This is a genomic window from Pseudomonas shahriarae (assembly GCF_014268455.2).
Taxonomy (GTDB): domain Bacteria; phylum Pseudomonadota; class Gammaproteobacteria; order Pseudomonadales; family Pseudomonadaceae; genus Aquipseudomonas; species Aquipseudomonas shahriarae.
The window spans coordinates 3,388,452-3,412,760 of record NZ_CP077085.1; the positions used below are offsets into that span (position 1 = coordinate 3,388,452).

The window sequence follows — 24,309 nt, forward strand, 5'->3', positions numbered from 1 at the left end:
ATGCCCTTGATACAAAACAATGGGAACTACCGTTGGCCAGCCTCACCCCCCACTCATATTCATAAACCGCACCACCTGCACCTCGCCCTGCCCGGTGAAATCATGGCGCAATGGCTTGCCCCGCAACGCCTTGTGCAGCGCTTCCACCAACGGCCGGTCATCCAGTGGATAACGGCGTACCAACGCCCGAAAATCCACCGCATTGTCCTGCCCCAGGCACAACAGCAACTGCCCTTCCACCGTCATCCGCACCCGGTTGCAGCTGGCGCAGAAGTTATGGGAGTTGGGCGAGATAAAGCCGATGCGCGTGCGCGGATGGCGGGCCAGGCGCACGTAGCGCGCCGGGCCGCCGCTGTTTTCGGTGCTGTCGAGTAAGCCATGATGCTCGGCGATCACCGCCCTCACCTGTTCGCTGGAGCAAAAGGATTCGCCCCGCGAGCGCCCTACATCGCCCAGCGGCATCTCTTCGATAAAGCTGATATCAATGCCCTGGTCGATGGCGTACTGCACCAGCGCCGGGACTTCATCGAAATTGCGCCCCTTCATCACCACGCAGTTGAGCTTGACCCGCTCGAACCCCGCGTCCCGCGCCGCCTCGATGCCGTCCAGCACCTGGCGCAGGTCACCGTTGCGGGTAATCGCGCGAAAGCGCTCGGGGTCGAGGCTGTCGAGGCTGATATTCATACGCTTGACCCCAGCCTCTACCAGCGGCCGGGCCAGGCGCTCCAGTTGCGTGCCGTTGCTGGTCATCACCAGCTCACGCAGGCCGGGCAACGCGGCGATATGGCGGCACAGTTCGACAATGCCTGGACGGATCAGCGGTTCGCCCCCCGTCAGGCGGATCTTGCGCACACCCTGGCTGACGAACACCGTCGCCAGCCGTTGCAGCTCCTCCAGGGTCAGGACCTGCTGGCGCGGCAGGAACGTCATGTTTTTCGCCATGCAATACACACAGCGCAAATCACAACGATCGGTCACCGACAACCGCAGGTAGTCAATGGAACGGCCCACACCATCCACCAGGCTCATGTCACTGCACCAACGGCGAGTCGGCGCCCTGCAACGCGATGCCACGCACATCGGCCGCGCCAATCAGGGTTTGCAGGTATTGCACCAGTGCCTTCTGCCATACCCCTTGCTGCAACTGGGTGCGGATCGCCGTAGCCACCGCCTCGTATGGCAGCGCCTGGCCTTCGATGCGTTGATCGACGCAGATCACATGCCAGCCGTAGCGGCTTTCCAGGGGTTTGCCGGCCAGGCCCGGGGCCAGGGTGAACAACTGGCGCTCCAGTTCCGGCACGGTCTGGCCTTTGCTGACCTGCCCCAGGGAGCCGCCCTGGGCCTTGGAGGGGCACGCCGAATACTGCAGCGCCAGCTCGGCAAAGCTGCCGGGCGACTCTTCCAGCTTCTGCAACAGCACCTCGGCCTGGGCATGGGCCTGATGGCGCGCCTCAGCATCATCCGGCGCGCACTCCAGCAGGATGTGGCGCACCGCCAGCAACGGCGCGCTGTGAAAGCGCCCGCGATTGCTCTCGAAGTAGCGCACACAAGTGGCCTCGTCGCAGTCCGGCACCTGGACTTCGCGCTCCAGCAACAGGCGGGTCGCCGCCTCCTCTTCGTTCTCGCCGGCGCCGACTTCCAGTTGCACACCCAACTCGCGAATCCGCTGCTGCAACAGCTCACGGATCACCAGCGCGCGGGCAGCCAGGAACACCGCCTCCTCGCGGCTTTCAGCCGGGTGATATTGCAACTCCTGGGCCATGTTTTCCGGGGTGATCACCACCCCGTTGACGCTGACAATCGGCCATTCCTGCTCGCTACTGGCGATCAGTTGGGGCTCATCCGCCACCTCGACCTCGGGTACCACAACGTCCACAGCCTTGGCCGAAGAACTGCAGCCGCCACCGCCTGCACCGCCGCCACCACATCCGCATCCTGTAGTCATGACGTTCTCCTCACTTCTGCCGCACGATTTGATAACGACGCCCCAGGTACCAGATCGGTGCGCTGACCATATGCACCAGACGGGTAAACGGGAACAGCACAAACAGGGTCAAACCCAGCGCCACGTGCAACTTGTAGATCAGGCTCACCGGGGCAATCGCGGCGGCCGCTTCCACAGGTCGCAGCAGCACGACGTTCTGCGCCCAGTCCGCGAGCATCACCATCACCGAGCCGTCCATATGCCCGGTGGAGGCGACGATGGTCAGCAAGCCCAGCACCAGCTGCGCCAGCAACACCAGCAGGATCAAGATGTCCGACGGGCTCGACGTGGCCCGTACCCGAGGATCGGTGAGGCGGCGCTTGACCAGCATCAGCAGGCCCACCAGGCACAGCAGGCCGAAGAAACCACCGGAAACCATCGCCAGCAGTTGCTTGTGCTCAGTGCTGATCACATGGTGGTAGATCGACGCCGGGGTCAGCAGGCCGACAAAATGCCCGGCCAGCACGAACAGCACACCGATATGGAAGAAGTTGCTCGCCACGCGCATGCCACGGTTACTGAGCATCTGGCTGGAACCGGCCTTCCAGGTGTACTGGGACAGGTCAAACCGCGCCCAACTGCCCAACAGGCAAATGGCCAGGGCGACATACGGATACACGCCAAATACCAACAAATTCCACTTAGACATTACCCACCTCCTTGGCTGGCACAGCGGCCAGCCCTTCGTGCTGAAAATCCACCCAGTGCAAGGGCACCGCACTTTCTTCGCGGGCCTTGCCCGGTGCGCTGGGCATCGAGCTGCAACGGTCCTGCTGCTCGGCCTGCATAAAGTCCACGGCCTCCTCTTCCCAGACCTTGTCCAGGGCTTCGAGGGAGTCGTCGCGGACTTCAGCGGCGACCTGGGCGCGCAACTCGGCGATGGCCTGGTGCGGCTCGGCGCCGCTGATCTGCAACAGCGCACGGAAGCAACTCGCGTAGGCGCTTTCACGCTCATCCAGGCGCGCCGCCAGCAGGGCCAGCAAGTGCGCCACATCCGCCAGGCCCTCGCGGGCCTCAATGTCTTCGCGGGTGGACAAGAACTCCAGGTACAGCGGGATGTAGTCCGGCAGCTCCTTGACGCCGATGGCAAACCCGGCTTCCTGGTACTGGGCCATCATGTCGACCATGGCCTGGCCACGGTCCCGCGACTCACCATGCACGTGTTCGAACAACAGCAGCGACAGCGAGCGGCCACGGCCAAACAGCGCGCCGTAGTGCTCCTGGCCGTCCATCAGGTCATTGCTGCAGATCAGTTCGAGCAGCTCAAACAGCGCACCGCGCTGCTTGGGGCTGATTTCCCGCGATTCGATAATCGCCTTTTCCAGCTCATCATGGCCGTCGACCAGGATTTGGGTGGGATAGTCCAGCAGCAACGAGATCACTTTAAGAATGCGCATGGCTCAGTCCTCCCAGATCTGGACGGTTTTCAACACGTCGCGGCGGTTAGCCTTTTTGGCGCCGAACATATTGGTGTCGGAGCTGCCACTGCAGCCGCTGCCGAAGCTGAAACCACAGCCGGAACGCTCGGCAAACGCATCGCTCATCGCGTCTTCACGGTGGGCGCTGGGCACCACAAAACGGTCTTCGTAGTTGGCAATCGCCAGGTAGCGGTACATCTCTTCCACCTGGGCCACGCTCAGGTCCACGTCGGTCAGCACTTGCAGGTCTTCAACCCCATCCACTTGCTGCGAACGCTTGAAAGCGCGCATGGCCAGCAGGCGTTTCAGGGCACGCTTGACCGGTTTTTCGTCACCGGCTGTGAGCATATTGGCCAGGTAACGCAGGGGGATACGCAGGCTGTCGACATCCGGGATCACCCCGTTCATGCCCACGGTGCCAGCGGCGGCCGCGTTCTGGATCGGCGAGAGTGGCGGCACGTACCAGACCATCGGCAAGGTGCGGTATTCCGGGTGCAGCGGCAGCGCGAGCTTCCAGTCCACGGCCATTTTGTACACCGGCGAACGCTGGGCCGAGTCGATCACCGACTGCGGTACACCATCGGCCAGGGCCTGGCGGATCACCGCCGGGTCGTTCGGGTCGAGGAAGATTTCCAGCTGCTTCTCGTACAGGTCGTGCTCGTTGGCGGTGCTGGCCACTTCGCTGATGCGATCGGCGTCATACAGCAGCACGCCGAGGTAGCGGATACGCCCGACGCAGGTTTCTGCGCAAACGGTAGGCATGCCGGCTTCGATCCGTGGGTAGCAGAAGATGCACTTCTCGGACTTGCCGCTCTTCCAGTTGAAGTAGATTTTCTTGTACGGGCAGCCGCTGATGCACATGCGCCAGCCGCGGCATTTTTCCTGGTCGATCAGCACGATACCGTCTTCTTCACGCTTGTAGATCGCGCCGCTGGGGCACGATGCCGCGCACGCCGGGTTCAGGCAGTGCTCGCACAGGCGCGGCAGGTACATCATGAAGGTGTTTTCGTACTCGCCATAAATGTCGGCCTGGATCTGGTCGAAGTTCTTGTCCTTGCGGCGCTTGGCGAACTCGGTGCCGAGGATTTCCTCCCAGTTGGGGCCCCACTCGATTTTTTCCATGCGCTTGCCGGACACCACCGAGCGCGGCCGCGCAGTCGGTTGGTGCTCGCCCAAAGGCGCGGTGTGCAGGTGCTGGTAATCGAAGTCGAACGGTTCGTAGTAGTCGTCCAGGCTCGGCAGGTCGGGGTTGGCGAAGATGTTCGCCAACACGCGGAACTTGCCGCCGATGCGTGGGTTGATCGAGCCGTTGGCGTTGCGGATCCAGCCGCCTTTCCACTTGTCCTGGTTTTCCCATTCTTTCGGGTAGCCGATACCGGGCTTGGACTCGACGTTGTTGAACCAGGCGTATTCCATGCCTTCACGGCTGGTCCACACGTTTTTGCAGGTGATCGAGCAGGTGTGGCAGCCGATGCATTTGTCCAGGTTCAGGACCATGCCGATTTGTGAGCGGATCTTCATCTCAATTCTCCTCGATATCGGTCGGCAATGGACGCGGCAGATCATCACCGCTGGAGCCATCGAGCCAATCGACCTTGACCATCTTGCGCACCACCACGAATTCATCGCGGTTGCAGCCGACCGTGCCGTAATAGTTGAAACCGTAGGCCTGCTGGGCATAGCCGCCGATCATATGGGTCGGCTTGAGCACCACGCGGGTGACCGAGTTGTGGTGGCCGCCGCGGGTCTTGGTGGTTTCCGAACCCGGTACGTTCACGATGCGTTCCTGGGCGTGGTACATCATCACCATGCCTTCCTTGACCCGCTGGCTGACCACCGCACGGGCGGTCAGCGCGCCGTTGACGTTGAAGCATTCGATCCAGTCGTTGTCCTCGATCCCGGCGCGCTTGGCGTCGATTTCCGAGAGCCACACAATCGGGCCGCCACGGCTTAAGGTGAGCATCAGCAGGTTGTCGCTGTAGGTGCTGTGAATCCCCCATTTCTGGTGCGGCGTGATCCAGTTCAGGACGATCTCGGTCTCGCCATTGCTGCGCTTGCCCTTCACGCCTTCGATGGTGCGGGTGTTGACCGGTGGCCGGTAGCTCATCAACTGCTCGCCGAACGCCTGCATCCACGGGTGATCCTGGTAGAACTGCTGGCGGCCGGTGATGGTGCGCCATGGGATGTTTTCATGGACGTTGGTGTAGCCGGCGTTGTAGCTCACGTGTTCGTCTTCGAGGCCCGACCAGGTGGGACTGGAGATGATCTTGCGCGGCTGTGCCTGGATATCGCGGAAGCGGATTGCTTCGTGGGCCTTGGAAATCGCCAGGTGGCTGTGGTCGATGCCGGTGAATTCCGACAGCGCCGCCCAGGCTTTCAAGGCGACCTTGCCGTTGGTTTCCGGAGCCAGGGACAGAATCACCTCGGCCGCGTCAATCGCCGTGTCGATTTTTGGCCGGCCGTGGCTGATGCCCGCGTCGCCTTCGTGGTGGTTGAGTTCACCGAGGAACTGCACTTCTTCATCGGTGTTCCAGTTGATGCCCTTGCCGCCGTTGCCGAGTTTTTCCAGCATCGGGCCGAGGGACGAGAACTGCTTGTAGATGTTCGGGTAGTCCCGTTCCACCACCGCCATGTTCGGCGCATTCTTGCCCGGTACCGGCGCCACACCGGCGCTTTTCCAGTCAGTGCCGCCAAACGGCTGGGCCAATTCACCCACGCTGTCATGCATCAACGGCACGGTGACCAGGTCTTGTTCCACACCCAGATGGCCGACCGACATGGCCGAGAACGCCTTGGCGATGCCTTTGTAGATTTCCCAGTCCGAACGCGACTCCCACGCAGGATCAATCGCCGCCGACAGCGGGTGAATGAACGGGTGCATGTCCGAGGTGTTCATGTCGTCTTTTTCGTACCAGGTGGCGGTCGGCAAGACGATGTCGGAATACACGCAAGTCGAGGACATGCGGAAGTCCAGGGTGGTCACCAGGTCCAGCTTGCCGATGGCGCCGTCTTCGACCCATTCGGCCTCGGTTGGCTTGCATTCGGTGCTGTGGCCGATGTCTTCGTTCATCACCCCGTTCTTGGTGCCGAGCAGGTACTTGAGCATGTACTCGTGGCCCTTGCCCGACGAGCCGAGCAGGTTGGAGCGCCAGATAAACATGTTGCGCGGGAAGTTCACCGGGCTGTCCGGCTGCTCGCAGGCAAAGCGCAGGGTGCCGTCCTGCCAGGATTTGACCACGTAGTCTTTGGGGTCCATACCGGCAGCCGCCGCATCACGGCAGATATGCAGCGGGTTGGTATTGAGTTGTGGCGCGCTGGGCAACCAACCGGCGCGTTCGGCACGGATGTTGTAGTCCAGGGCGTGTTCCGGGAACTGCGACTTGTCGGCCAGCGGCGAGAGGATGTCGTGCATGCTCATCTTCTCGTGGCGCCATTGCGAGCTGTGGCCGTAGAAGAAGCTGGTGCCGTTCATCTGGCGTGGCGGACGGTTCCAGTCCAGGCCGAATGCCAGGGGCAGCCAGCCGCATTGCGGACGCAGTTTTTCCTGGCCCACGTAGTGCGCCCAACCGCCGCCGGTCTGGCCGACACAACCGCAGAGCATGAGCATATTGATCAGCCCGCGGTAGTTCATGTCCATGTGGTACCAGTGGTTCATCGCCGCGCCGACGATGATCATCGAGCGGCCACGGGTCTTGTCGGCGTTGTCGGCAAACTCACGGGCGATCTGGATGGCCTTCTCGCGGCTGACCCCGGTGATTGCCTCCTGCCAGGCTGGCGTGCCCGGCACGCTGGCGTCGTTGTAGTCCTTGGCCACGTTGTTGCCGCCCAGGCCACGGTCGATGGCCAGGTTGGCCGCCGACAGGTCGAACACCGTCGCCACTTTGGCCACCGTGCCATCGGCCAGGGTCACGCTGTGTACCGGTACCCGGCGAAATTGCACGGCATCGCCGGCCACGTGCTGGAAGTAGTCGTGGGCTTCACCGGCAAAATACGGGAACGCCACTTCGGCGACGTCATCGCCGATCAGGCTCAGTTTCAGGTCGATCTCGCGACCTTCACCGCCTTCTTTGGCCAGGATGTTCCACTTGCCCTTCTCGCCCCAGCGATAGCCGATGGAACCTTGTGGCGAAACCAGCTCGCCGCTTTCGTCGAGGGCGATGGTTTTCCATTCCGGGTTGTTGTCCTGGCCCAGGTTGTCGACCAGGTCCGAGGCGCGCAGGAAGCGGTCCGGCTGGAAGCCTGCACCCGGCGCAAAACCGGTCATCGGCTTGAGCATTACCAGCACCGGCAAGTCGGTATAGCGCTTGGCGTATTCGGTGAAGTAGGCGCTCGGTTTATCCAGGTGAAATTCCTTGAAGATCACATGGTTGAAGGCCTGGGCCAGTGCCGCGTCGGTGCCCTGCTTGGGGTTGAGCCACAGGTCGGTGAGCTTGGCCACTTCCGAATAGTCAGGCGTGATCGCCACGGTCTTGGTGCCCTTGTAGCGCACCTCGGTGAAGAAGTGTGCGTCCGGGGTACGGGTCTGCGGAACGTTGGAACCCCAGGCAATGATGTAGTTGGAGTTGTACCAGTCGGCCGATTCCGGCACGTCGGTCTGCTCGCCCCAGACCATCGGCGAGGCTGGCGGCAGGTCGCAGTACCAGTCATAGAAGCTCAGGCACACACCGCCGATCAGCGACAGGTAACGCGAACCGGCGGCGTAGCTGACCATGGACATGGCCGGGATCGGCGAGAAGCCGACGATGCGGTCCGGGCCATATTGTTTGATGGTGTAGACGTTGGACGCGGCGATGATCTCGTTGACTTCATCCCAGTTGGAACGGATGAAGCCCCCCATGCCACGCTTGCTTTTATAGGCGTCGGCCTTGACCTTGTCCTCGACAATGCTCGCCCAGGCCTCGACCGGCGACAGGGTCAGGCGCGCCTCGCGCCACAGTTTGAGCAATGGCTTGCGGATTTTCGGGTATTTCAGGCGGTTGGCGCTGTAGATGTACCAGCTGTAGCTCGCACCACGGGGGCAGCCGCGCGGCTCGTGGTTGGGCAGGTCGTTACGGGTGCGCGGGTAGTCGGTCTGCTGGGTTTCCCAGGTGATCAGGCCGTTCTTCACGTAGATCTTCCACGAGCACGAGCCGGTGCAGTTCACCCCGTGGGTGGAGCGCACGATCTTGTCGTACTGCCAGCGCGAACGGTAGACGTTTTCCCAGTCGCGGGACTCCTTGCGGGTCTCGCCGTGACCTTCGGAGAACTCGTCTTGCTTGCGATTGAAGAACCGCAGTTGATCCAGTAAATGACTCATGGTGCTTTCCTCTCAGGCTTGCTGCGGGGTTCTGTGCCCCGCCCACGCAAGGTTTGAATTCGGGGTCGACTCAGCAGGGGGTCTCGGCGCCTTTGCGCGCATACCACCACCAGGTCACGACGATGCAGGTCAGGTAGAAGCCGACAAACATGTAGAACGCCATGGCCGGGCTGCCGGTGTAGGCCATGGACGAGCCAAAGGTCTTGGGGATGAAGAACGCACCGAAGGCGCCCATTGCCGAGCTGAAGCCCAGCACTGCTGCCGACTCCTTGCTGGCATCCTTGAGGGCTTGCTCACGCACGGCGGCAGGTTTGCCGGCGCTGGCCTTTTCATGCTGGGTGCGGAAGATCACCGGGATCATGCGGAAGGTGGAGCCATTGCCGATGCCGGTGGTGATGAACAGCAGCATGAACATGCCGAGGAAGCCGTAGAAGCTGCCTCCCTCGCCGTTCAGGGGCAAAAAGTGCAGGACGCCGAACACCATCACGATCATCAGCACGAAGTTCCACAAGGTCACCCGCGCACCGCCCAGTTTGTCGGCCAGCCAGCCACCCAATGGGCGTACCAGGGCACCTACCAGCGGGCCGAGGAAGGCGAATTTCAAGGCGTTGACGTCTGGGAACGAGGTCTTGATCAGCATCGGGAAGGCGGCCGAGAAGCCAATGAACGAGCCGAAGGTGGCCAGGTACAACCAGCACATCAGCCAGTTGTGCTTGCGTTTGAAGATCACCGCCTGCTCGCTGAACGAAGCGCGGGCGCTGGACAGGTCATTCATGCCGAACCAGGCAAACAGGGTCACGGTGATGATGAACGGCACCCAGATAAACCCGGCGTTCTGCAACCACAACTGGCTGCCGTCTTCCAGGGTCTGTGGCTGGCCGCCAATCAGGCCGAACACACCGAAGGTAATCACCAGCGGCACGCAGAACTGCATCACCGACACCCCCAGGTTACCCAGGCCGGCGTTCAGGCCCAGGGCCGTGCCTTGCTGGGACTTGGGATAGAAGAAGCTGATGTTGGACATGCTCGAGGCGAAGTTGCCGCCACCGAAGCCGCACAGCAGCGCGATCAATACAAACACGCTGTAGGAGGTGCTCGGGTCTTGTACCGCGAAGCCCATCCACAGTGATGGAATCAGCAGCGACGCAGTGCTCAGGGCCGTCCAGCGGCGGCCACCGAAGATCGGCACCATGAACGAATAGAACACGCGCAAGGTGGCGCCAGACAGGCCGGGCAATGCCGCCAGCCAGAACAGCTGGTCAGTGGTGAAGCTGAAGCCGATGGCGTTCAGGCGCACGATCACCGTGCTCCACACCATCCACACGGCGAAGGCCAACAGCAGCGCCGGGATCGAGATCCACAGGTTGCGGGTCGCGGTCTGCTTGCCGCTGGCGCCCCAGAACGCCGGGTCTTCAGGGCGCCAGTCGTGGATCACCGGGCCCGAGTTGGGCTTTTGCGCGATAGTCATGCGGATTCTCCTTGGAGAGGCTGGGCCGCCGCTTTACCAAGCAGCGGTTGCTTGCGGATTTCGCTGAAGTACATCCAGGTCAGGGATACCCAGACCACGCCGTACATCAACATGAAGCAGGAGGAGCGCACGCCGGTGAGGTCCACCAGGGCGCCGAACATGATTGGCAGGACAAAGCCGCCAAGGCCGCCCGCCAGGCCGACGATGCCGGACACCGCGCCCATGTTTTGCGGATAGTCATTGGCGATGTACTTGAACACCGAGGCCTTGCCGAAGGCGAAGGCGATGCCCATCACAAACAGCAGCACGGTGAACAGGGTGGCGTTGAGGCCGATATGGAAGTCCAGCGGGCCATTGACGGTTTGCACCTGCAACTGGGTCTGCGGGTAGCTGAGCAGGAACAGGCAGATCCAGCTGACCCACAGCACCCACCAGGTCACGCTCTGTGCGCCCCAGCGGTCGGACATCCAGCCGCCCACAGCGCGCAGCACGCCACCGGGCAGGGAAAAGCACGCGGCCAACAGCGCGGCGCTTTGCAGGCTGAAGCCGTATTCCTGCACGTAGTACTTGGTCGCCCACAGCGCCAGGGCCACGTAGCCGCCGAACACAATCGAGTAGTACTGGCAGTAGCGCCACACGGCCGGGTCCTTGAGACACAGCAGTTGCTCGCGCAAGGTCGCGCCACCGGCACTGCGGTGGGCCTTGTTCTCGCTGGTGAGGAACCAGAACAGCAGCGCGGTGATAAACAGGATCGCGCTGAACACTTTCGGCACCAGGTGCCAGGTCCCCAGGGCAATCAGGGCCGGCGCCAGAAACTTGGTGACTGCAGCCCCCGCGTTGCCGGCGCCGAACACGCCCATGGCAAAGCCCTGGTTGTCTTTGTCGAACCACTTGGCGACGTAGGCGATACCCACCGAGAACGAGCCGCCGGCCAGGCCGACAAACAGCCCCAGCACAAGGAATTGCCAGAAAGCGGTGGCGTAGGTGATCAAGTACAGCGGCAGCACGCAGGTGAGCATCAAGACAAAGAACACGATGCGCCCGCCGAAGCGGTCAGTCAGCAGGCCCAGGGGCAGGCGCACCAGGGAGCCGGTCAGTACCGGGGTGGCGGCCAGCAGGCCGAACTGGGTTTCGTTGAGTTGCAGCAGCTCTTTGATCGGCACGCCGAGGACGGCGAACATCATCCAGACCATAAAGCACACGGTGAAGGCCAGTGTACTCATGCCCAGCACCAGGCCCTGTCTTACACGGGGTTGAGTCACGGTTTGCGCTCCCAGAAGTGATTCCATGAGCGCAGGTTAGGGGCGAGGCCCTCCAGGAACTTGACCCAGATCAACGTCCGCCTGGGGGGTATTGGCCTATGCTTAGCCCGTCTACCTCTAAGGAGGTAGGCCCAATAACAAGAGAAAGTCTTTATTTATCAATGGATTGATCTCTTGTGCCGGCTTTTTCCCGTGGGAGGGTCCGCCGGCAACTCTTTAGAGGTAGTGCGCCAGGGAATGCACAATTCAATGCTGTTTCCCGTGCCAGGTGCCGTCATGCTGCTGTTCTTACCCCTTCGATTACGCCGTGATGTTTAACTGGCTGCGCAGCTCCCTGCCCGCACGCGCCGGTGTCGCGGTGATCCTGATTGCAATCCTGGCCCTGGCCAGTTCCCTGAGCGCCGGGCTGATCGCCTGGTTCAGCCAGGGCGATGGCGCGGCCATCAACACCGCAGGCTCGGTGCGCATGGAGACCTACCACCTGAGCTGGAAGCTCGCCGACCATGCCCCCGCCAACGAGATCCAGGCCATCACTCAAAGCCTGCAACGGCGCCTCGACAGCCAGTCGCTGAAAGCAGTACTGGAAGACGGCCCCCACAGCGCCTTGCAACAGAGCTACCGGCAGATCCAGCAACACTGGAACCAGGAGCTGCGCCCGGCCATCGAGCGCGACGACGGCGCCCTCTTCCGCGAACGCGCGCCGGCCTTTGTCGAGCAACTGAACCAGTTCGTCAGCCTGTTGCAGCAACAGAGCGAGCACAAACAAGGCTGGCAACAGTTGATCCAGGGCCTGGCGCTGTTCAGCACGCTGATCATCCTGCTGCTTGGGCTGTATGAATTGCAGTACGGCGTGGTCACCCCCTTGAAGGAACTGGTGGACGCCACCCGGCGCTTTCGTGAGGGGGATTACCAGACCCGGGTCAATCACCGCTCCCAGGATGAGCTGGGGCAGTTGGCCCTGAGCTTCAACACCCTGGCCGAAACCATCGAGCAGTCCCACCGCACCCTGGAAAGCCAGGTGCAGCAAAAAACCCTCAATTTGCAACAGGCCAACGCCGCCCTGGAATTGCTCTACGAGAGCAGTCGCAGCCTGGCCACGCGCCTGGCCAACGCCGAAGGTCTCGACGAGTTGATCCGGCGCTTCCAGAAACGCCTGCCGGGCCTGCGCCTGTCGCTGTGCCTGCAAGGGCACTTCCTCGCCCCGGCGCAACAGATGCTCGCGCTGCACGGCGGCAACAGCCGCAACGTCTGCGCCATTGGCGATTGCGCCACCTGCGAGCGCCATCACGTGGCCCCGCCCCAGGTGTTCAGCATCAGCAACCAGGGCGCGGAACTGGGCGAACTCAAGGCGCACTTTGTCGACGGCCATGCGCCCCAGGCCTGGGAGCAACAACTGATCCAGGCCCTGGCCAACCTGATCGGCACCTCGCTGTCCCTCAAACGCCAGCGCGAGCAGGACCACCGCCTGCTGCTGCTCGACGAACGCACCATCATCGCCCGCGAACTGCATGATTCCCTGGCCCAGGCCCTGTCCTATATGAAGCTGCAAGTCAGCCGCATGCAGACCCTGCTGCGCCGCGACGAACCCAAGGCCACCCTGGAAACCGTCACCGGCGAACTGCGCGAAGGCCTGAACAATGCCTATCGGCAACTGCGGGAGCTGCTCACCACCTTCCGCCTGCAAATTCACGATGCCGGGCTGGTCCAGGAGCTAAAAGACACCGCCGAGGAATTCTCCCGGCGTGGCGAGTTCCAGGTACACCTGCACGTGGATGCCCTGGCCTTCCAGCTGTCGGCCAGTGAACAGATCCACCTGTTGCAGGTGACCCGCGAAGCCCTGTCCAACTGCCTGCGCCATGCCCATGCCGAGAATGCCTGGCTGCAACTGCGCCAGCATGGCGAAACCGTCAGCCTGAGCATTGAAGACGATGGCCGCGGCTTCAGCGAGCCGGTGGACCAACGTGAACACCACGGCCTGACCATCATGGACGAACGCGCCCGCAGCCTGCACGGCCAGCTGGACATTTCCTCCCGCGAGCCCCAGGGCACCCGGGTGCACTTGCTGTTTCGCCCGGAATTTCTCGGGCCCTCCCTACAAGAAGGTAGCTTGTCATGAACACGGCGCTCATCAACCCATCAGTCCGCCACCGCATCCTGCTCGTCGACGACCATCCGATGATGCGCCACGGCATGCGCCAGATGCTCGAACTGGAAGATGACCTGCACGTGGTGGGCGAAGCCGGCAATGGCGAAGAAGCCCTGGGCCTGATCGAATCGCTGCAACCGGACCTGGTGCTGCTGGACAACAACATGCCGCAGATGAACGGCCTGGAAACCCTGCGCCGCCTGCGGGCCATGGCCTATGGCGGCAAGGTCTTGCTGTTTACCGTGTCCGATGCCGAAGACGACATCCGCGACGCCCTGCGCCTGGATGCCAATGGGTATCTGCTCAAGGACATGGAGCCGGAGTTGCTGATCCAGTACATCCGCGATGCCCTGCACGGCGCCCTGGTGATCAGCCCCGGCCTGACTCGGGTGCTGGCCCAGGCCCTGCGCTCGCCCCAGCCCCATGCGGCGGTGGAACTGACCGAGCGCGAGCGGCAGGTGTTGAAGACCATTGCCGGGGGGTATAGCAATAAGGTGATCGGGCACAAACTGGGGATTACCGAGGGCACGGTGAAGGTGCATGTGAAGAACTTGCTGCACAAGCTGGGGTTGCGCTCGCGGGTGGAAGCGGCGGTGTGGGCGATGGAGCATTTGCGTCAGGCTGGGTAGGGACTGATGTACCGCCATCGCAACAACGGATCTGTACCCCACCCCAAACATGGCCATCGCCAGCCACCCAACGGCGACAGTCAGTTACGTCACCGCACTTTCACCGTCAACGCCCCCACACTCGCCAGGACAATCACCGTCCCCACAATCACCATCACCGAAGGCCGCTGCGCCAATATCACCCACGCCATCAGCATCGCCACCGGCGGTATGAGATAAAGCGCAATCGCTGCCCGACTGACCTGGCTATGCGTCAGCACATAAGCCCAGGCCAGGTACGCCAGCGCACTGGGAAAGATGCCCAGCACCAGCACTGCCAGGTTCACCGACACCGAAGCCTGGGCCAACTCCGCCGGCAGCCCTGGCAGATACACCAGCAGCAACGCCGTACCTGACCAGAGGGTGAAACACACCAGGGTCAGCCCGTCGTAATGCTGGGAATAACGCTTTTGCAGAGCGAAATACAGGCTCCAGGACGCCGCCGCCAGTAGGATCAACAACCCATGCCCATCCAGCTCGCCCAAGCCGCGATCCCCTACCGCCACCACCCCGGCGCCGAGCAGGCCGCCGAGCACGCAACCCCACTGCCAGGCCCCGAGCCGCTCCCTGAACAGCGTGCTGGCAAGTAACGCGCTGAACAAGGGCGTGGATTGCGCCAGGACGCTGGCAGCGCCGGCACTCACACCGCGCTGGCCGTAATTGAGGGCGATGTGGTGCAGTGTCACGGCAAACAATCCCAGCACCGCAAACAAAGGCAAATCCCGCAGTCGGGGCCGGGAAATCCCCTTGATCCAGGCCACACCGGCCATGAACCCGGAGGCGATCAAAAAACGCAACAACGCCAGGTTATCGGGCGCATAAGCCTGCAACGCGATATGGATGCCGATCGGCGAATACGCCCAGCAGAGAATGACGAAGAGTGTTGCCAGGATAATTTTTGCACGGGGCATGAGCGTTCTCAGGGACGTGGCAGCGCACAGGCACTGCCTGGCAAAAGTATGAGAAACCCCAGCCCCGGAAAAAAGTGACTTAAACTGAGCCCACTCTTCACTCCAGGTGAACCATGGAACTGTCCCAACTGCGCATGTTCAAGGCGGTCTACGAACTGGGCAGCATCGCCCGTGCGGCGCAGCAGCTGCATTGCGTGCCGTCCAATATCACCGCAAGGCTCAAGTCCCTCGAGCAGGAACTCGGCGTCGCGCTGTTTGTGCGCGAGGGCCGGGGTCTGCGGGTCAGCCCCGCCGGCGAAGTGTTTATCGAATATGCGACGAAAATCCTCGACCTGACCGAAGCCTCCCGGCGTGCCGTCGCCCCCGGTGGCGCGCCCCATGGGCGACTGCGCATCGGTGCTATCGAGTCCAGTGCAACCGGGCGCTTGCCACAGCTGCTGGCGCGTTATCACGCGTTGTACCCCCAAGTGTCGCTGGAGTTGAGCACCGGCACCTGGTCGCAGTTGCTCGATGATATCCAGCACCATCGGCTGGACGCGGCGATTGTCGCCGTGGATGTGCAACGCCCGGGGCTGGAAAGCGCGGTGCTGTACAGCGAAGACCTGGTACTGATTGCCCCCACGTCGCTGGGCCCGGTGCGCAGCGTCGCGGATCTGCAGGGCCTGACCCTGTTTATGTGGCCCTCAGGTTGCCCCTATCGCCTGGCGCTGGAGCAGTGGTTGTCTCGCCACGACCAGGTCTGCCCCATCGTCAGCATCGCCAGCTACGGCACGATTGTCGGTTGTGTCAGTGCTGGCAGCGGCGCCGCGCTGGTGCCTCGGGGGATCTACGAGCAATACCGCCAGGGTGCCAACTGGCAAGGCCATGAGTTCGCGGAACTGACGCACATCGACAACCGGTTTTACTGGCACGCCCATGCAGGTTGTCACCCGGCCCGGGACGCATTTTCGGCACTGCTGCGCGAACACTCCCTCTACGGAGCTACCTCCAACGAGGCATAGGCCCCGCCGGCCGCACGCCCTACCATGGGCGGGAGCGGAGGTACGCCATGTTGACCCACCCATCCATCGTCTTAACCCTGCGCCGGCATCATCTGTTCAGTCCGTTGCCGGAGAAGATCTTCCAGGACGTCTGCACCCTGGCCAACCTCAAGCGTCTGCCCGGGCATGTGACCCTGATGCACCAGGGCGACCCTGCCGATCGGTTTTTCCTGCTGGTCAGCGGCCAGGTCAAGTTGCACCGGGTCACCGGCGAAGGCCAGGAGCATCTGGTGGAAGTCATCCGCCCCGGCCAGACTTTTGCCGAAGCCCTGTTGTTCAGCCAGGCCAAGGCGTACCCGGTAAGTGCCACGGCGCTCAAGGACAGCGTGCTGGTGAGCATCGAGGGCCATCATTACCGCAAGGCCCTGGAGGACCAGCCGCAGATCTGCCTGGCGATCCTCGGCACGATGAGCATCCACCTGCATCAACGCCTGAAGGACATCGACACCCTGAGCCTGGCCAACGCCAGCCGCCGGGTCATCAGCTTCCTGATCCAGGAGCGCGATCTGGCCAGTGGCGATGTAGTGCTGCAAGTGCCCAAGCGCCTGGTGGCCTCCAAACTGGGGATTCAGCCAGAAACGTTTTCGCGGATTCTGCATCGGCTGGTGGACGCCGGGCTGATTGAAGTGCAACGGCGCACCATCCGCATTATGTGCGAGGAGCAATTGATGACCTATCAGGCCGGCTGACTTAGAATCGACGGCATTCTTCGCCCGCCTTCCTGACACGAGCGCCCCCATGAGCTTTGATTTCGACACGATCCACCCTCGCCTCGGCACCGGCAGTACCAAGTGGAGCCGTTACCCAGAAGATGTCTTGCCGATGTGGATTGCCGACATGGATATCGCCGCGCCACCGGCGATCCTCAAGGCCCTGCACGCACGCCTGGACCAGCAGATGCTCGGCTACAGCGTCGCCCGGCCAGAAGTGCGCGAAGCGATCATCCGCGACCTGTGGGACAAGTACGCCTGGCGCGTGCAGCCCGATGAACTGTTGTTCCTGCCGGGCGTCGAGCCCGGTTTCAACATGGCCCTGCACGCCTTTGTCCAGCCAGGCCAGTCGGTGGTGTTGCAAACCCCCAACTATGCGCCGCTGCGCCATGCCGCGGGCAACTGGAACCTGCCCAAGATCGAAGTGCCCTTCGAACTGAACGACCAGGGCGAATACCTCACCCCCCTGCCCGCCTTGCGCCAGGCCTTGAAAGGCGCCGGTGCGTTGCTGTTGAGCAACCCCCACAACCCACTGGGCAAGGTGTTCCCCCGCGAGGAGCTGCTGGCCGTGGCCAACGCCTGCCTGGATCAGGGCACGCTGATTATCTCTGACGAAATCCATGCCGAGCTGTGCTTTGACGGGCGCCGGCATATCCCCACCGCGTCGCTGAGCGCAGAAATCGCCCGCCGCACCATTACCCTGATGTCAGCCAGCAAGGCCTACAACGTCGCCGGCCTGAAAACCTGCTTTGCCATTGTCCAGGACCCGCTCATCCGCGAACGCTTCAACAAGGCGCGCTGCGGCATGGTCGACAGCGTCAGCCCCCTGGGCCTGGAAGCCACCTGGGCGGCCTATAGCCAATGTGATGAATGGTTGAAAGCGTTGGTAGCGTACCTGCAAGACAACCGCGACTACCTGCTGGATGCCGTACAAAAACGCCTGCCCGGCGTGGTCATCCATGCCCCGCAAGGCACCTACCTGGCCTGGCTGGATTGCAGCGCCCTGGGCCTGGACGACCCACAGCGGTTTTTCCTGGAACAGGCCAAGGTGGGTTTGAGTGCAGGTGTGGAGTTTGGCGATGACAGCCAGCAGTTCGTGCGCTTGAACTTCGGCTGCCCGCGGGCGTTGCTCGAAGAAGGTATTTCACGCCTGGAACGTGCGCTGAAAACCTTGTAAGCGCCGGCTTGCCGACGCCTGCAAGGGCTGGACTCAGAGCTTGGCGATGGACACTTCGGTGGATTTGACGAAGGCAATCACTTCGCTGCCCACCTTCAACTCCAGGTCGCGCACCGAGCGGGTGGTGATCACCGAAGTGACGATTCCGGACGCCGTCTGCACGTCGATCTCGGACACCACTTCGCCGAGCAGGATCTCCTTGATCACGCCCTTGAACTGGTTGCGCACGTTGATCGCTTTGATGGTCATGTGGGTTTTCCTTTCACTGTTGGGTCAATCCGCACGAATGCGCAGGCCTTTAAAATGCGCCCTCCGCACCAACAATAAAAGGAATAAATAACTATTTATTTATTCCTTTTTTGAATATTAAAAACCCACTGTTGCCGACACCAGCCACGTTCGCGGCGTCGACAGTGTCAGGCCCGGCGCGCTGTCGCTGGAGGTCGCGGCCGACGCCCAGTAAGTGGTGTCCAGCACATTCTCCACGGTCGCGCGCAGGGTCACCGGGTTTTCCTTGACCTTGAAGGTGTAGCGCGCGCCCAGGTCATAGCGTTCCCAATTGTCGATTTTCTGCTGGTTGGCCGCATCCAGGTACTGCGCGCCGGTATGGATCGCACGGGCGGTCAGGGTCACGCCTTGCAGGCGTGGGATATCCCATTCGGCGCCCAGGTTGACGTTGGCAATCGGCGCACCGGTGCCGCGCTTGCCGTCGGTCAGGCCCTGGGCGGTCTTGGTCTGTTCGCTGTCGAGCAGCATCACCCCACCGAGCAGGCGCACGCCCGTCAGGGGCTCGCCAAACACGTTCAGTTCCACACCCTGGTTGCGCAATTCGCCGTTGGGCTTGAAGAAACCCTGGCTGTCGATGCCATAGGCCGGCTGCTTGATCCGGAACACGCTGGCGCTCATGCCGAAGCTGCCCATGTCGTACTTGGCGCCGACTTCCACCTGCTTGCTCTTGGTCGGTGGGAAGATCGCGTTTTCATTGCGCACCCCGCTCGATGGCGCGGTCTCGCCCTGGCTCAAGCCTTCCATGTAGTTGGTGTACAGGGACAACTGATCGGTGACTTTCACCACTAGGCCCAGGGCCGGCGAGGTAGCTTGTTCGTCGTACTCCGGCTGATCCTTGATGCCATTGCTCCAGGAGGTGACCTGGACCTTTTGCAGGCGGGCGCCGAGGGTCAGCAGCACCCGTTCATCAAAAAACGCCAGGGTGTCGGCCAGGGCCAGGCTGGTGAAACGGTTTTCGGTGTGGGTGCTGGTGTCCCAGCGCACGGCCTTGCCTGGGTGGGGCAAAACCACCGGGTTGTAGAGGTTGCTCTTGCCGGGGGTGTAGCGCTCGCCGGCATTGTCGAAATCCATATTGAACTGATTGAGGCTGACATTGAGGGTGTGCCCTACCGGGCCGGTGTCGAACCAACTGCGCGCGCCGACGGTGACGGTCTTGACGTCTTCGTCGCGACGGAAGCTGCGCGGCACCACGGTGAAGTCGCCATTGCTCTGGGTTGCCTGCACGCCGTGGCGCAGGAAGTCGTAGTTGCCTTTGCGCGCCCCGGCTGCGGCATAGACCATCAATGAATCGCTGACATCAAACTCGCCACGCACCGCGCCAAAGGTGTCTTTGGTATGGGAGTAGGTCCAGGACTGGGCGAAGTTGTCACGGATGTCCTTGGCCTTGGGCATCACGCTACCCTTGGCGATTTCCACGCGCTCCTGAGGTGCGTCGCCGGTGCGTTCCTGGCGCCCGAGGTCGAGGGACAGGCGCACCCGCTCCTTGCGGTAGTCGAGGCCGATCACTGTCATTTCACGGTCCACCTCCTGGTGATCCCATTCGGTATCGCCGGACTGCTTCACGCCATTGAAGCGCACGCCAAACTGCTGCTCATCGCCAAACCGCCGACCGATATCCACCGCCCCCCCGAACTGCCCGGCCGAGGCATAGCTGCCGGTGAACTCGGTGAGCGGTGTGTCGCCGGCGCGCTTGGGCTCGATATTGATCCCGCCACCGACGCTGCCCCGAGGCGCGATGCCACCGAGCAAGGCGCCGGGGCCCTTGAGGATATCGACGCGCTCGACCATTTCCATGTCGATGGCGTAGGTCGGCAGCACGCCATACAGGCCGCCGTAGGACACATCACTGTTGAACAGGCTGAAACCGCGCACCGAGAACTGCTCGAAACGCCCGCCGGCCGGGTTGGTGATGCGCACCGAAGGATCGCTGGCAACCATCTCGCCGAGGGTCCGCGCCTGCAGGTTTTTCACTGCCTTGGCGGTATAGGACGTGAGGTTGAACGGCGTATCCATAAAGTCGCCGTCGCCGAGCATGCCCTGCGCACCTTTGCGCGTGACCTGGTCACCGGCGTAGGTTTCGGCGACGGGTGTGTTCGCGGCCCCGAGAATCGAGGTGGCTGGCAACTGGTAGGTACCGCCCTGCGGCGCGGGGATCAAGGTGTAGGCACGCTCACCCACCGCCTGCAATTGCAGGCCCGAGCCCTGCAGCAGACGCGCGAAGCCTTCCTCGACGGCAAACTCACCGGAGATCCCGGCGCTTTGGCGGCCGCCGACCAGGGCCGGATCGACCGACAGATTGACCCCGGCCAGCCCGGCAAAGCGGGTCAACGCACTGCCCAGGGTGCCGGCCGGCACCTGATAACTGCGTCGGGCCGCGTCCTCGGCCCAGCTCACAGGAACAAACAACGGACTGGCACTCAGGCTCAGCACCAAACTCAGGCGCAACAATGATGGCGGGACGACGGGCATTAAAAGGCTCTCTGTTTTCGTTCACTTGCCTTGGATGACAGGCGAGCCGAAAAAAAGGGCCACGGTCTTGCGAACTGGCCGATAAAAAAGTGGGAAAGGGCTTGTGTGGGAGTGGGCAAGCCAGCTCTCCCATGGGATCTGCCTGGACAATAAGATCGCGATCAGCCCAGGGTTTTGCGCGGCTGCAGCGTGACCCAATAGCGTGTGCGGAACTGCACCTGCAGCCCATGAGTGGTGGCCAACAGGCTGAGGATGGAGTCGGTGTCGTCCAGGCGGAAACTGCCGGTGACGCGCAAGGTTTCCAGGCTCGGGGCCCAGCGCAGGACGCCCGGGCGGTAGCGATCCAGTTCGCGCAGGAAGTCACCCAGCGCCTGGTTCTGCGCCGTCAGTACACCGTCGCGCCACCCCAGTTGCTGCACGTCGAACGGCATCGGCGCCCCCAGCCCCACAGGTTGCAGCCGTATTTGTTGCCCTCCCTGCACCCAGGCAGCACGCCCGTGCCCGTCGAGTACTTGTATCCGGCCCTTGAGCACCGACACCAGGCAAGCATCCGCCAACTGGCGTACGCAGACCTCGGCCTGGCTGGCGATAACCTGGCCATAACGGTTGTGTACGGTCAATGCCGTCGTACCGGGTACGGTCAGCGCCATCTCCCCTTCGACCAGGGTCAGGCGCCGCGCAGCGAGGTCCACATCCACCGCGCTGGCGGTGTTCAGTTGCAGGGTGCTGCCATCGACCAGCGGCACGCGCTTGCGCTCGCCAGTGGCGGTATGCAGGTCGGCACGCCATACGTCGAGGGGTAACTGGCGACTGAGCAACCAGGCCGCCGGCACCAGCGCAGCCACGCCCAGGGCACGCTTGAGCACGGCGCGCCGGCCCGGTTGCGGGCGGTCGAGGCTGGCCATGGCCAGGGAGGATGGTAAGTCGGCAAAGCGCTGGCGCAGCAGTTGCGCTTTTTGCCAGGCCTGTTCGTGCTGGGGATGGCTGTCGCGCCACTGTTGCAAGCCGGCATGGTCGCGCTCGCCAGCGGTGCCGGACTCCAACAGCGCCAGCCAGTGCGCCGCGGCCCGGGCCACATCCGCTGGGGTACGGCTCACAGTTCCACCAGCAGGCAATGTTCGTAGGCCTGGGCCATATAGCGCTTGACCGTGCGCTCCGAGACCTTGAGGCGCTCGGCAATCTCCCGGTAGCCCAGGCCTTCGAGCTGGCTCCAGAGAAACGCCCGGCGCACCACCGGCGCCAGACCGTCAAGCAATTCATCCAGGGCCTGCAGGGTTTCCAGTAGCAACCAGCGTTGCTCCGGCGACGGCACGCACTCTTCAGGCAGGCGTGCCAAGGCATTCAGATACGCCTGCTCCAGGCTGCGGCGCTGGTGGAAATTGACCAGCAGGCGCTTGCCCACCGTCACCAGATAGGCCCGTGGTTCCTGCAATTGCGCCACTGGCTGGGCGCTGGCCAGCACCCGCAGGAAAGTGTCCTGACTCAGGTCGGCGGCATCCCAGGCGTTGCCCAGGCGCCGGCGCAACCAGCTTTCCAGCCAGCTGCGATGGTCGCGGTACAAGGTGCTCAGGCTGGGTTCTGCGGCGGTCGTTGGCAATACGGCATCATTCATGGCAAGCGAACCCTGGGCGGCGCGAGTGAGTCTCAAATGAGATTAATTCTATTTAATATCCCCGCGCCACACCATGATCTTTTTACCGGGCAGACCGCCGGCTCTCCCTGAAGTCTTTGCCCGCTCCCACAGCCAGGAGGTTCATCATCGTCATCAACGCATCACGACCATCCCTGCCACCAGCACCACCGGCCACGCCAACATCGCCGCCCGCCATCCCCAAGGCGCATGCCGCAGTTCCATAAACCCATCGGCTATCACCCAGGCCTTGGCCACCGCTGCCAACACCACCAGCCACCACCAGCCCGCCGCACCGGACATGACGGTGCCCACGCTGAGCAGCACCAGCCCGGCCCAGCACGCCAGCAACTTCACAACACGTACACCAACGGAAACAGCACCACCCACACCAGATCCACCATATGCCAGTACAACACCCCGGACTCGAACCCCGACTGACGCCCCGGACCATAGGCCCGGCGCCAGCAGCGCAACGCCAACCACGCCAGGATCACCATGCCCAACAGCACATGCAGAAAATGAAACCCGGTCAAAATCCAGTACAGGGTAAAGAACGTGCTGCGCTCCAGGCCCAGGCCGGCCGCAGCCAGGTGCCCGTACTCGCCAAGTTTGATCCACACATAAACCGCCGCCACCGCCAGTCCCAACGCCAATAACCCACCTGCCCGCCGTGGGCGACCTGCAATGACCTGTTGCTGTGCCAACGCGGCGAGTAGGCCGGCCGTCAGCAGGCTGAGGGTCATCGCCAGGCCGGTGGAGGTATCCAACTGTGCGCGGCCCTCGGCAAAGACCTCGGGCCGCAGCGTCTGGGTCACGGCAAAGGCGAGGATCAGAATCGCAAACACCGAGAGTTCGGCGAGGATAAAGAACCACATCGCCAAATCACCCGGCAGCCGCCGCTCAACTGAAATGAACATCAACCACGTCCATCAGGGCCGCGACGGTTTGCGGGTCGTCGCTCAGCGCTTCCGCCAGGCAGGCCATGCAGGCTTCGCGCGGGTGCATGCCAGCGGCAATCAGGCGGGCGGTGAAGATCAGCAAGCGGGTGGACGCCACTTCTTCCAGGTCATGCTGGTCCAGCCGGCGCAAGGCCTGCCCCAGGCGCATCACCTGGGCCGCCAAGGCGCCATCCACCTGAGCTTCGCGGGCGACGATGCGCTCCTCTTCGGCTGTCGCGGGATAACCAAAGCGCATCGCCACAAACCGCTGGCGGGTGCTGGGTTTCATTCCTTTGAGCAGGTTCTGGTAACCGGGGTTGTAGGACACCACCAACATGAACGACGGCGGCGCCTTGAGGACTTCGCCCGTGCGTTCCAGGAACAGCTCGCGACGGTCATCGGCCACCGGGTGCAGGACCACGGCGGTGTCTTGCCGTGCCTCGACCACTTCGTCCAGGTAGCAAATGCCCCCTTCACGCACTGCGCGGGTCAACGGGCCGTCCTGCCACCAGGTGCCCTGGGCGCCGATCAGGTGGCGGCCGATCAGGTCGGCGGCGCTGAGGTCGTCGTGACAGGCCACGGTATACAGCGGCAATTGCAGACGGTGGGCCATGTGCTGGACGAAGCGGGTCTTGCCGCAGCCGGTGGGGCCCTTGATCAGCACCGGCATGCGGTGACGCCAGGCGTGCTCGAACAACTCATGTTCGTTGTTGACGGCTTGGTAGAAGGGTTCGGTCATAGCGCACCTTGCATGGACAGCGGGTTTGGCAGCCACGCTACGGGGGCCTGCGACAACCTGGCAAGCCGTACTCAGGGCAAACTTGATCGCCGTCAAGCGGTCATTCACCCGCCGCGACATAGTCTCTGCTGGCACTAAGAACCTGCGCTCTACCCAGATCGC

General features: G+C 62.7%; 21 protein-coding genes. 5 read left to right on the forward strand and 16 right to left on the reverse strand.

What is annotated here, in order from left to right; all coding sequences use genetic code 11:
* Nucleotides 1–42 precede the first annotated feature (42 nt).
* The 8 genes from moaA to HU773_RS15035 form a co-directional block, all read right to left on the reverse strand.
* Nucleotides 43–1,029, reverse strand: a complete 987-nt coding sequence (gene moaA / locus HU773_RS15000) for a GTP 3',8-cyclase MoaA (RefSeq protein WP_186625161.1) — start codon at nucleotides 1,027–1,029, stop codon at nucleotides 43–45.
* Nucleotide 1,030: 1 nt separating this feature from the next.
* On the reverse strand, nucleotides 1,031–1,945 hold the full coding sequence (locus HU773_RS15005) for a peptidylprolyl isomerase (protein WP_186625162.1): 915 nt from the start codon (nucleotides 1,943–1,945) through the stop codon (nucleotides 1,031–1,033).
* Between the two features lie 10 nt (nucleotides 1,946–1,955).
* Nucleotides 1,956–2,633: a respiratory nitrate reductase subunit gamma gene (gene narI, locus HU773_RS15010; protein WP_057436841.1), complete on the reverse strand. Its 678-nt coding sequence runs from the start codon at nucleotides 2,631–2,633 to the stop codon at nucleotides 1,956–1,958.
* Nucleotides 2,626–3,381: a nitrate reductase molybdenum cofactor assembly chaperone gene (narJ, locus tag HU773_RS15015; RefSeq protein ID WP_057436843.1), complete on the reverse strand. Its 756-nt coding sequence runs from the start codon at nucleotides 3,379–3,381 to the stop codon at nucleotides 2,626–2,628. The genes narI and narJ overlap by 8 nt, the downstream gene beginning before the upstream one ends.
* Nucleotides 3,382–3,384: 3 nt before the next feature.
* Nucleotides 3,385–4,923: a nitrate reductase subunit beta gene (gene narH / locus HU773_RS15020; RefSeq protein ID WP_057959379.1), complete on the reverse strand. Its 1,539-nt coding sequence runs from the start codon at nucleotides 4,921–4,923 to the stop codon at nucleotides 3,385–3,387.
* Nucleotide 4,924: 1 nt separating this feature from the next.
* Nucleotides 4,925–8,698, reverse strand: a complete 3,774-nt coding sequence (locus HU773_RS15025; RefSeq protein WP_186625163.1) for a nitrate reductase subunit alpha — start codon at nucleotides 8,696–8,698, stop codon at nucleotides 4,925–4,927.
* 70 nt (nucleotides 8,699–8,768) lie between these two features.
* Nucleotides 8,769–10,166, reverse strand: coding sequence for a NarK family nitrate/nitrite MFS transporter (locus HU773_RS15030; RefSeq protein WP_057959377.1), 1,398 nt, complete (start codon nucleotides 10,164–10,166; stop codon nucleotides 8,769–8,771).
* Nucleotides 10,163–11,428, reverse strand: a complete 1,266-nt coding sequence (locus HU773_RS15035; RefSeq protein WP_081044233.1) for an MFS transporter — start codon at nucleotides 11,426–11,428, stop codon at nucleotides 10,163–10,165. The genes HU773_RS15030 and HU773_RS15035 overlap by 4 nt, the downstream gene beginning before the upstream one ends.
* A gap of 310 nt (nucleotides 11,429–11,738) precedes the next feature.
* On the opposite strand from HU773_RS15035, the gene HU773_RS15040 reads away from it, so the two are divergent.
* Both HU773_RS15040 and narL read left to right on the forward strand, forming a co-directional pair.
* Nucleotides 11,739–13,544 carry an ATP-binding protein gene (locus HU773_RS15040; RefSeq protein ID WP_115128332.1) on the forward strand — a complete coding sequence of 602 codons (1,806 nt, stop codon included), beginning with the start codon at nucleotides 11,739–11,741 and terminating at the stop codon, nucleotides 13,542–13,544.
* A gap of 11 nt (nucleotides 13,545–13,555) precedes the next feature.
* The gene (narL, locus tag HU773_RS15045) at nucleotides 13,556–14,203 is read left to right on the forward strand and encodes a two-component system response regulator NarL (protein ID WP_081044232.1); all 648 of its coding nucleotides are present in this window, start codon (nucleotides 13,556–13,558) and stop codon (nucleotides 14,201–14,203) included.
* Between the two features lie 89 nt (nucleotides 14,204–14,292).
* On the opposite strand, the gene HU773_RS15050 is transcribed toward narL, so the two are convergent.
* Nucleotides 14,293–15,153 carry a DMT family transporter gene (locus HU773_RS15050; RefSeq protein WP_057445050.1) on the reverse strand — a complete coding sequence of 287 codons (861 nt, stop codon included), beginning with the start codon at nucleotides 15,151–15,153 and terminating at the stop codon, nucleotides 14,293–14,295.
* 113 nt (nucleotides 15,154–15,266) lie between these two features.
* On the opposite strand from HU773_RS15050, the gene HU773_RS15055 reads away from it, so the two are divergent.
* Genes HU773_RS15055 through HU773_RS15065 form a run of 3 tightly spaced genes read left to right on the forward strand, consistent with a single transcriptional unit; the run spans nucleotide 15,267 to nucleotide 18,080 of the window.
* Complete coding sequence (locus HU773_RS15055) at nucleotides 15,267–16,154, forward strand: LysR family transcriptional regulator (RefSeq protein WP_057436851.1); 888 nt, start codon at nucleotides 15,267–15,269, stop codon at nucleotides 16,152–16,154.
* Nucleotides 16,155–16,201: 47 nt separating this feature from the next.
* A complete protein-coding gene (locus tag HU773_RS15060; RefSeq protein WP_057959371.1) occupies nucleotides 16,202–16,882 on the forward strand; it encodes a Crp/Fnr family transcriptional regulator in 681 nt (226 codons plus the stop codon).
* A 49-nt stretch (nucleotides 16,883–16,931) separates the two neighbouring features.
* Nucleotides 16,932–18,080, forward strand: coding sequence for a MalY/PatB family protein (locus HU773_RS15065; protein WP_057959370.1), 1,149 nt, complete (start codon nucleotides 16,932–16,934; stop codon nucleotides 18,078–18,080).
* Nucleotides 18,081–18,113: 33 nt separating this feature from the next.
* On the opposite strand, the gene HU773_RS15070 is transcribed toward HU773_RS15065, so the two are convergent.
* The 7 genes from HU773_RS15070 to HU773_RS15100 form a co-directional block, all read right to left on the reverse strand.
* Nucleotides 18,114–18,329 carry a TOBE domain-containing protein gene (locus HU773_RS15070; protein WP_003173733.1) on the reverse strand — a complete coding sequence of 72 codons (216 nt, stop codon included), beginning with the start codon at nucleotides 18,327–18,329 and terminating at the stop codon, nucleotides 18,114–18,116.
* A 117-nt stretch (nucleotides 18,330–18,446) separates the two neighbouring features.
* A complete protein-coding gene (locus tag HU773_RS15075; protein WP_128592979.1) occupies nucleotides 18,447–20,837 on the reverse strand; it encodes a TonB-dependent receptor in 2,391 nt (796 codons plus the stop codon).
* Nucleotides 20,838–20,998: 161 nt separating this feature from the next.
* Nucleotides 20,999–21,934, reverse strand: coding sequence for a FecR domain-containing protein (locus HU773_RS15080; RefSeq protein ID WP_186625164.1), 936 nt, complete (start codon nucleotides 21,932–21,934; stop codon nucleotides 20,999–21,001).
* Nucleotides 21,931–22,449 carry a sigma-70 family RNA polymerase sigma factor gene (locus tag HU773_RS15085; protein WP_057436856.1) on the reverse strand — a complete coding sequence of 173 codons (519 nt, stop codon included), beginning with the start codon at nucleotides 22,447–22,449 and terminating at the stop codon, nucleotides 21,931–21,933. The genes HU773_RS15080 and HU773_RS15085 overlap by 4 nt, the downstream gene beginning before the upstream one ends.
* A gap of 153 nt (nucleotides 22,450–22,602) precedes the next feature.
* Complete coding sequence (locus HU773_RS15090) at nucleotides 22,603–22,824, reverse strand: cytochrome C oxidase subunit IV family protein (protein WP_057959367.1); 222 nt, start codon at nucleotides 22,822–22,824, stop codon at nucleotides 22,603–22,605.
* Entirely contained in the window at nucleotides 22,821–23,387 is a 567-nt protein-coding gene (locus tag HU773_RS15095) for a cytochrome c oxidase subunit 3 (protein ID WP_120733274.1), read from the reverse strand. The genes HU773_RS15090 and HU773_RS15095 overlap by 4 nt, the downstream gene beginning before the upstream one ends.
* Entirely contained in the window at nucleotides 23,371–24,147 is a 777-nt protein-coding gene (locus HU773_RS15100; protein WP_186625165.1) for a CbbQ/NirQ/NorQ/GpvN family protein, read from the reverse strand. Before HU773_RS15100 ends, HU773_RS15095 begins: the two co-directional genes overlap by 17 nt.
* Nucleotides 24,148–24,309 lie beyond the last annotated feature (162 nt).

Excerpts from the sequence above, each read along its gene's own strand:
- moaA (WP_186625161.1), bottom strand. The coding sequence starts at position 1,029 with ATGAGCCTGGTGGATGGTGTGGGCCGTTCCATTGACTACCTGCGGTTG.
- HU773_RS15005 (WP_186625162.1), bottom strand. The coding sequence starts at position 1,945 with ATGACTACAGGATGCGGATGTGGTGGCGGCGGTGCAGGCGGTGGCGGC.
- narI (WP_057436841.1), bottom strand. The coding sequence starts at position 2,633 with ATGTCTAAGTGGAATTTGTTGGTATTTGGCGTGTATCCGTATGTCGCC.
- narJ (WP_057436843.1), bottom strand. The coding sequence starts at position 3,381 with ATGCGCATTCTTAAAGTGATCTCGTTGCTGCTGGACTATCCCACCCAA.
- narH (WP_057959379.1), bottom strand. The coding sequence starts at position 4,923 with ATGAAGATCCGCTCACAAATCGGCATGGTCCTGAACCTGGACAAATGC.
- HU773_RS15025 (WP_186625163.1), bottom strand. The coding sequence starts at position 8,698 with ATGAGTCATTTACTGGATCAACTGCGGTTCTTCAATCGCAAGCAAGAC.
- HU773_RS15030 (WP_057959377.1), bottom strand. The coding sequence starts at position 10,166 with ATGACTATCGCGCAAAAGCCCAACTCGGGCCCGGTGATCCACGACTGG.
- HU773_RS15040 (WP_115128332.1), top strand. The coding sequence starts at position 11,739 with ATGTTTAACTGGCTGCGCAGCTCCCTGCCCGCACGCGCCGGTGTCGCG.
- HU773_RS15050 (WP_057445050.1), bottom strand. The coding sequence starts at position 15,153 with ATGCCCCGTGCAAAAATTATCCTGGCAACACTCTTCGTCATTCTCTGC.
- HU773_RS15055 (WP_057436851.1), top strand. The coding sequence starts at position 15,267 with ATGGAACTGTCCCAACTGCGCATGTTCAAGGCGGTCTACGAACTGGGC.
- HU773_RS15060 (WP_057959371.1), top strand. The coding sequence starts at position 16,202 with ATGTTGACCCACCCATCCATCGTCTTAACCCTGCGCCGGCATCATCTG.
- HU773_RS15065 (WP_057959370.1), top strand. The coding sequence starts at position 16,932 with ATGAGCTTTGATTTCGACACGATCCACCCTCGCCTCGGCACCGGCAGT.
- HU773_RS15070 (WP_003173733.1), bottom strand. The coding sequence starts at position 18,329 with ATGACCATCAAAGCGATCAACGTGCGCAACCAGTTCAAGGGCGTGATC.
- HU773_RS15075 (WP_128592979.1), bottom strand. The coding sequence starts at position 20,837 with ATGCCCGTCGTCCCGCCATCATTGTTGCGCCTGAGTTTGGTGCTGAGC.
- HU773_RS15085 (WP_057436856.1), bottom strand. The coding sequence starts at position 22,449 with ATGAATGATGCCGTATTGCCAACGACCGCCGCAGAACCCAGCCTGAGC.
- HU773_RS15095 (WP_120733274.1), bottom strand. The coding sequence starts at position 23,387 with ATGTTCATTTCAGTTGAGCGGCGGCTGCCGGGTGATTTGGCGATGTGG.
- HU773_RS15100 (WP_186625165.1), bottom strand. The coding sequence starts at position 24,147 with ATGACCGAACCCTTCTACCAAGCCGTCAACAACGAACATGAGTTGTTC.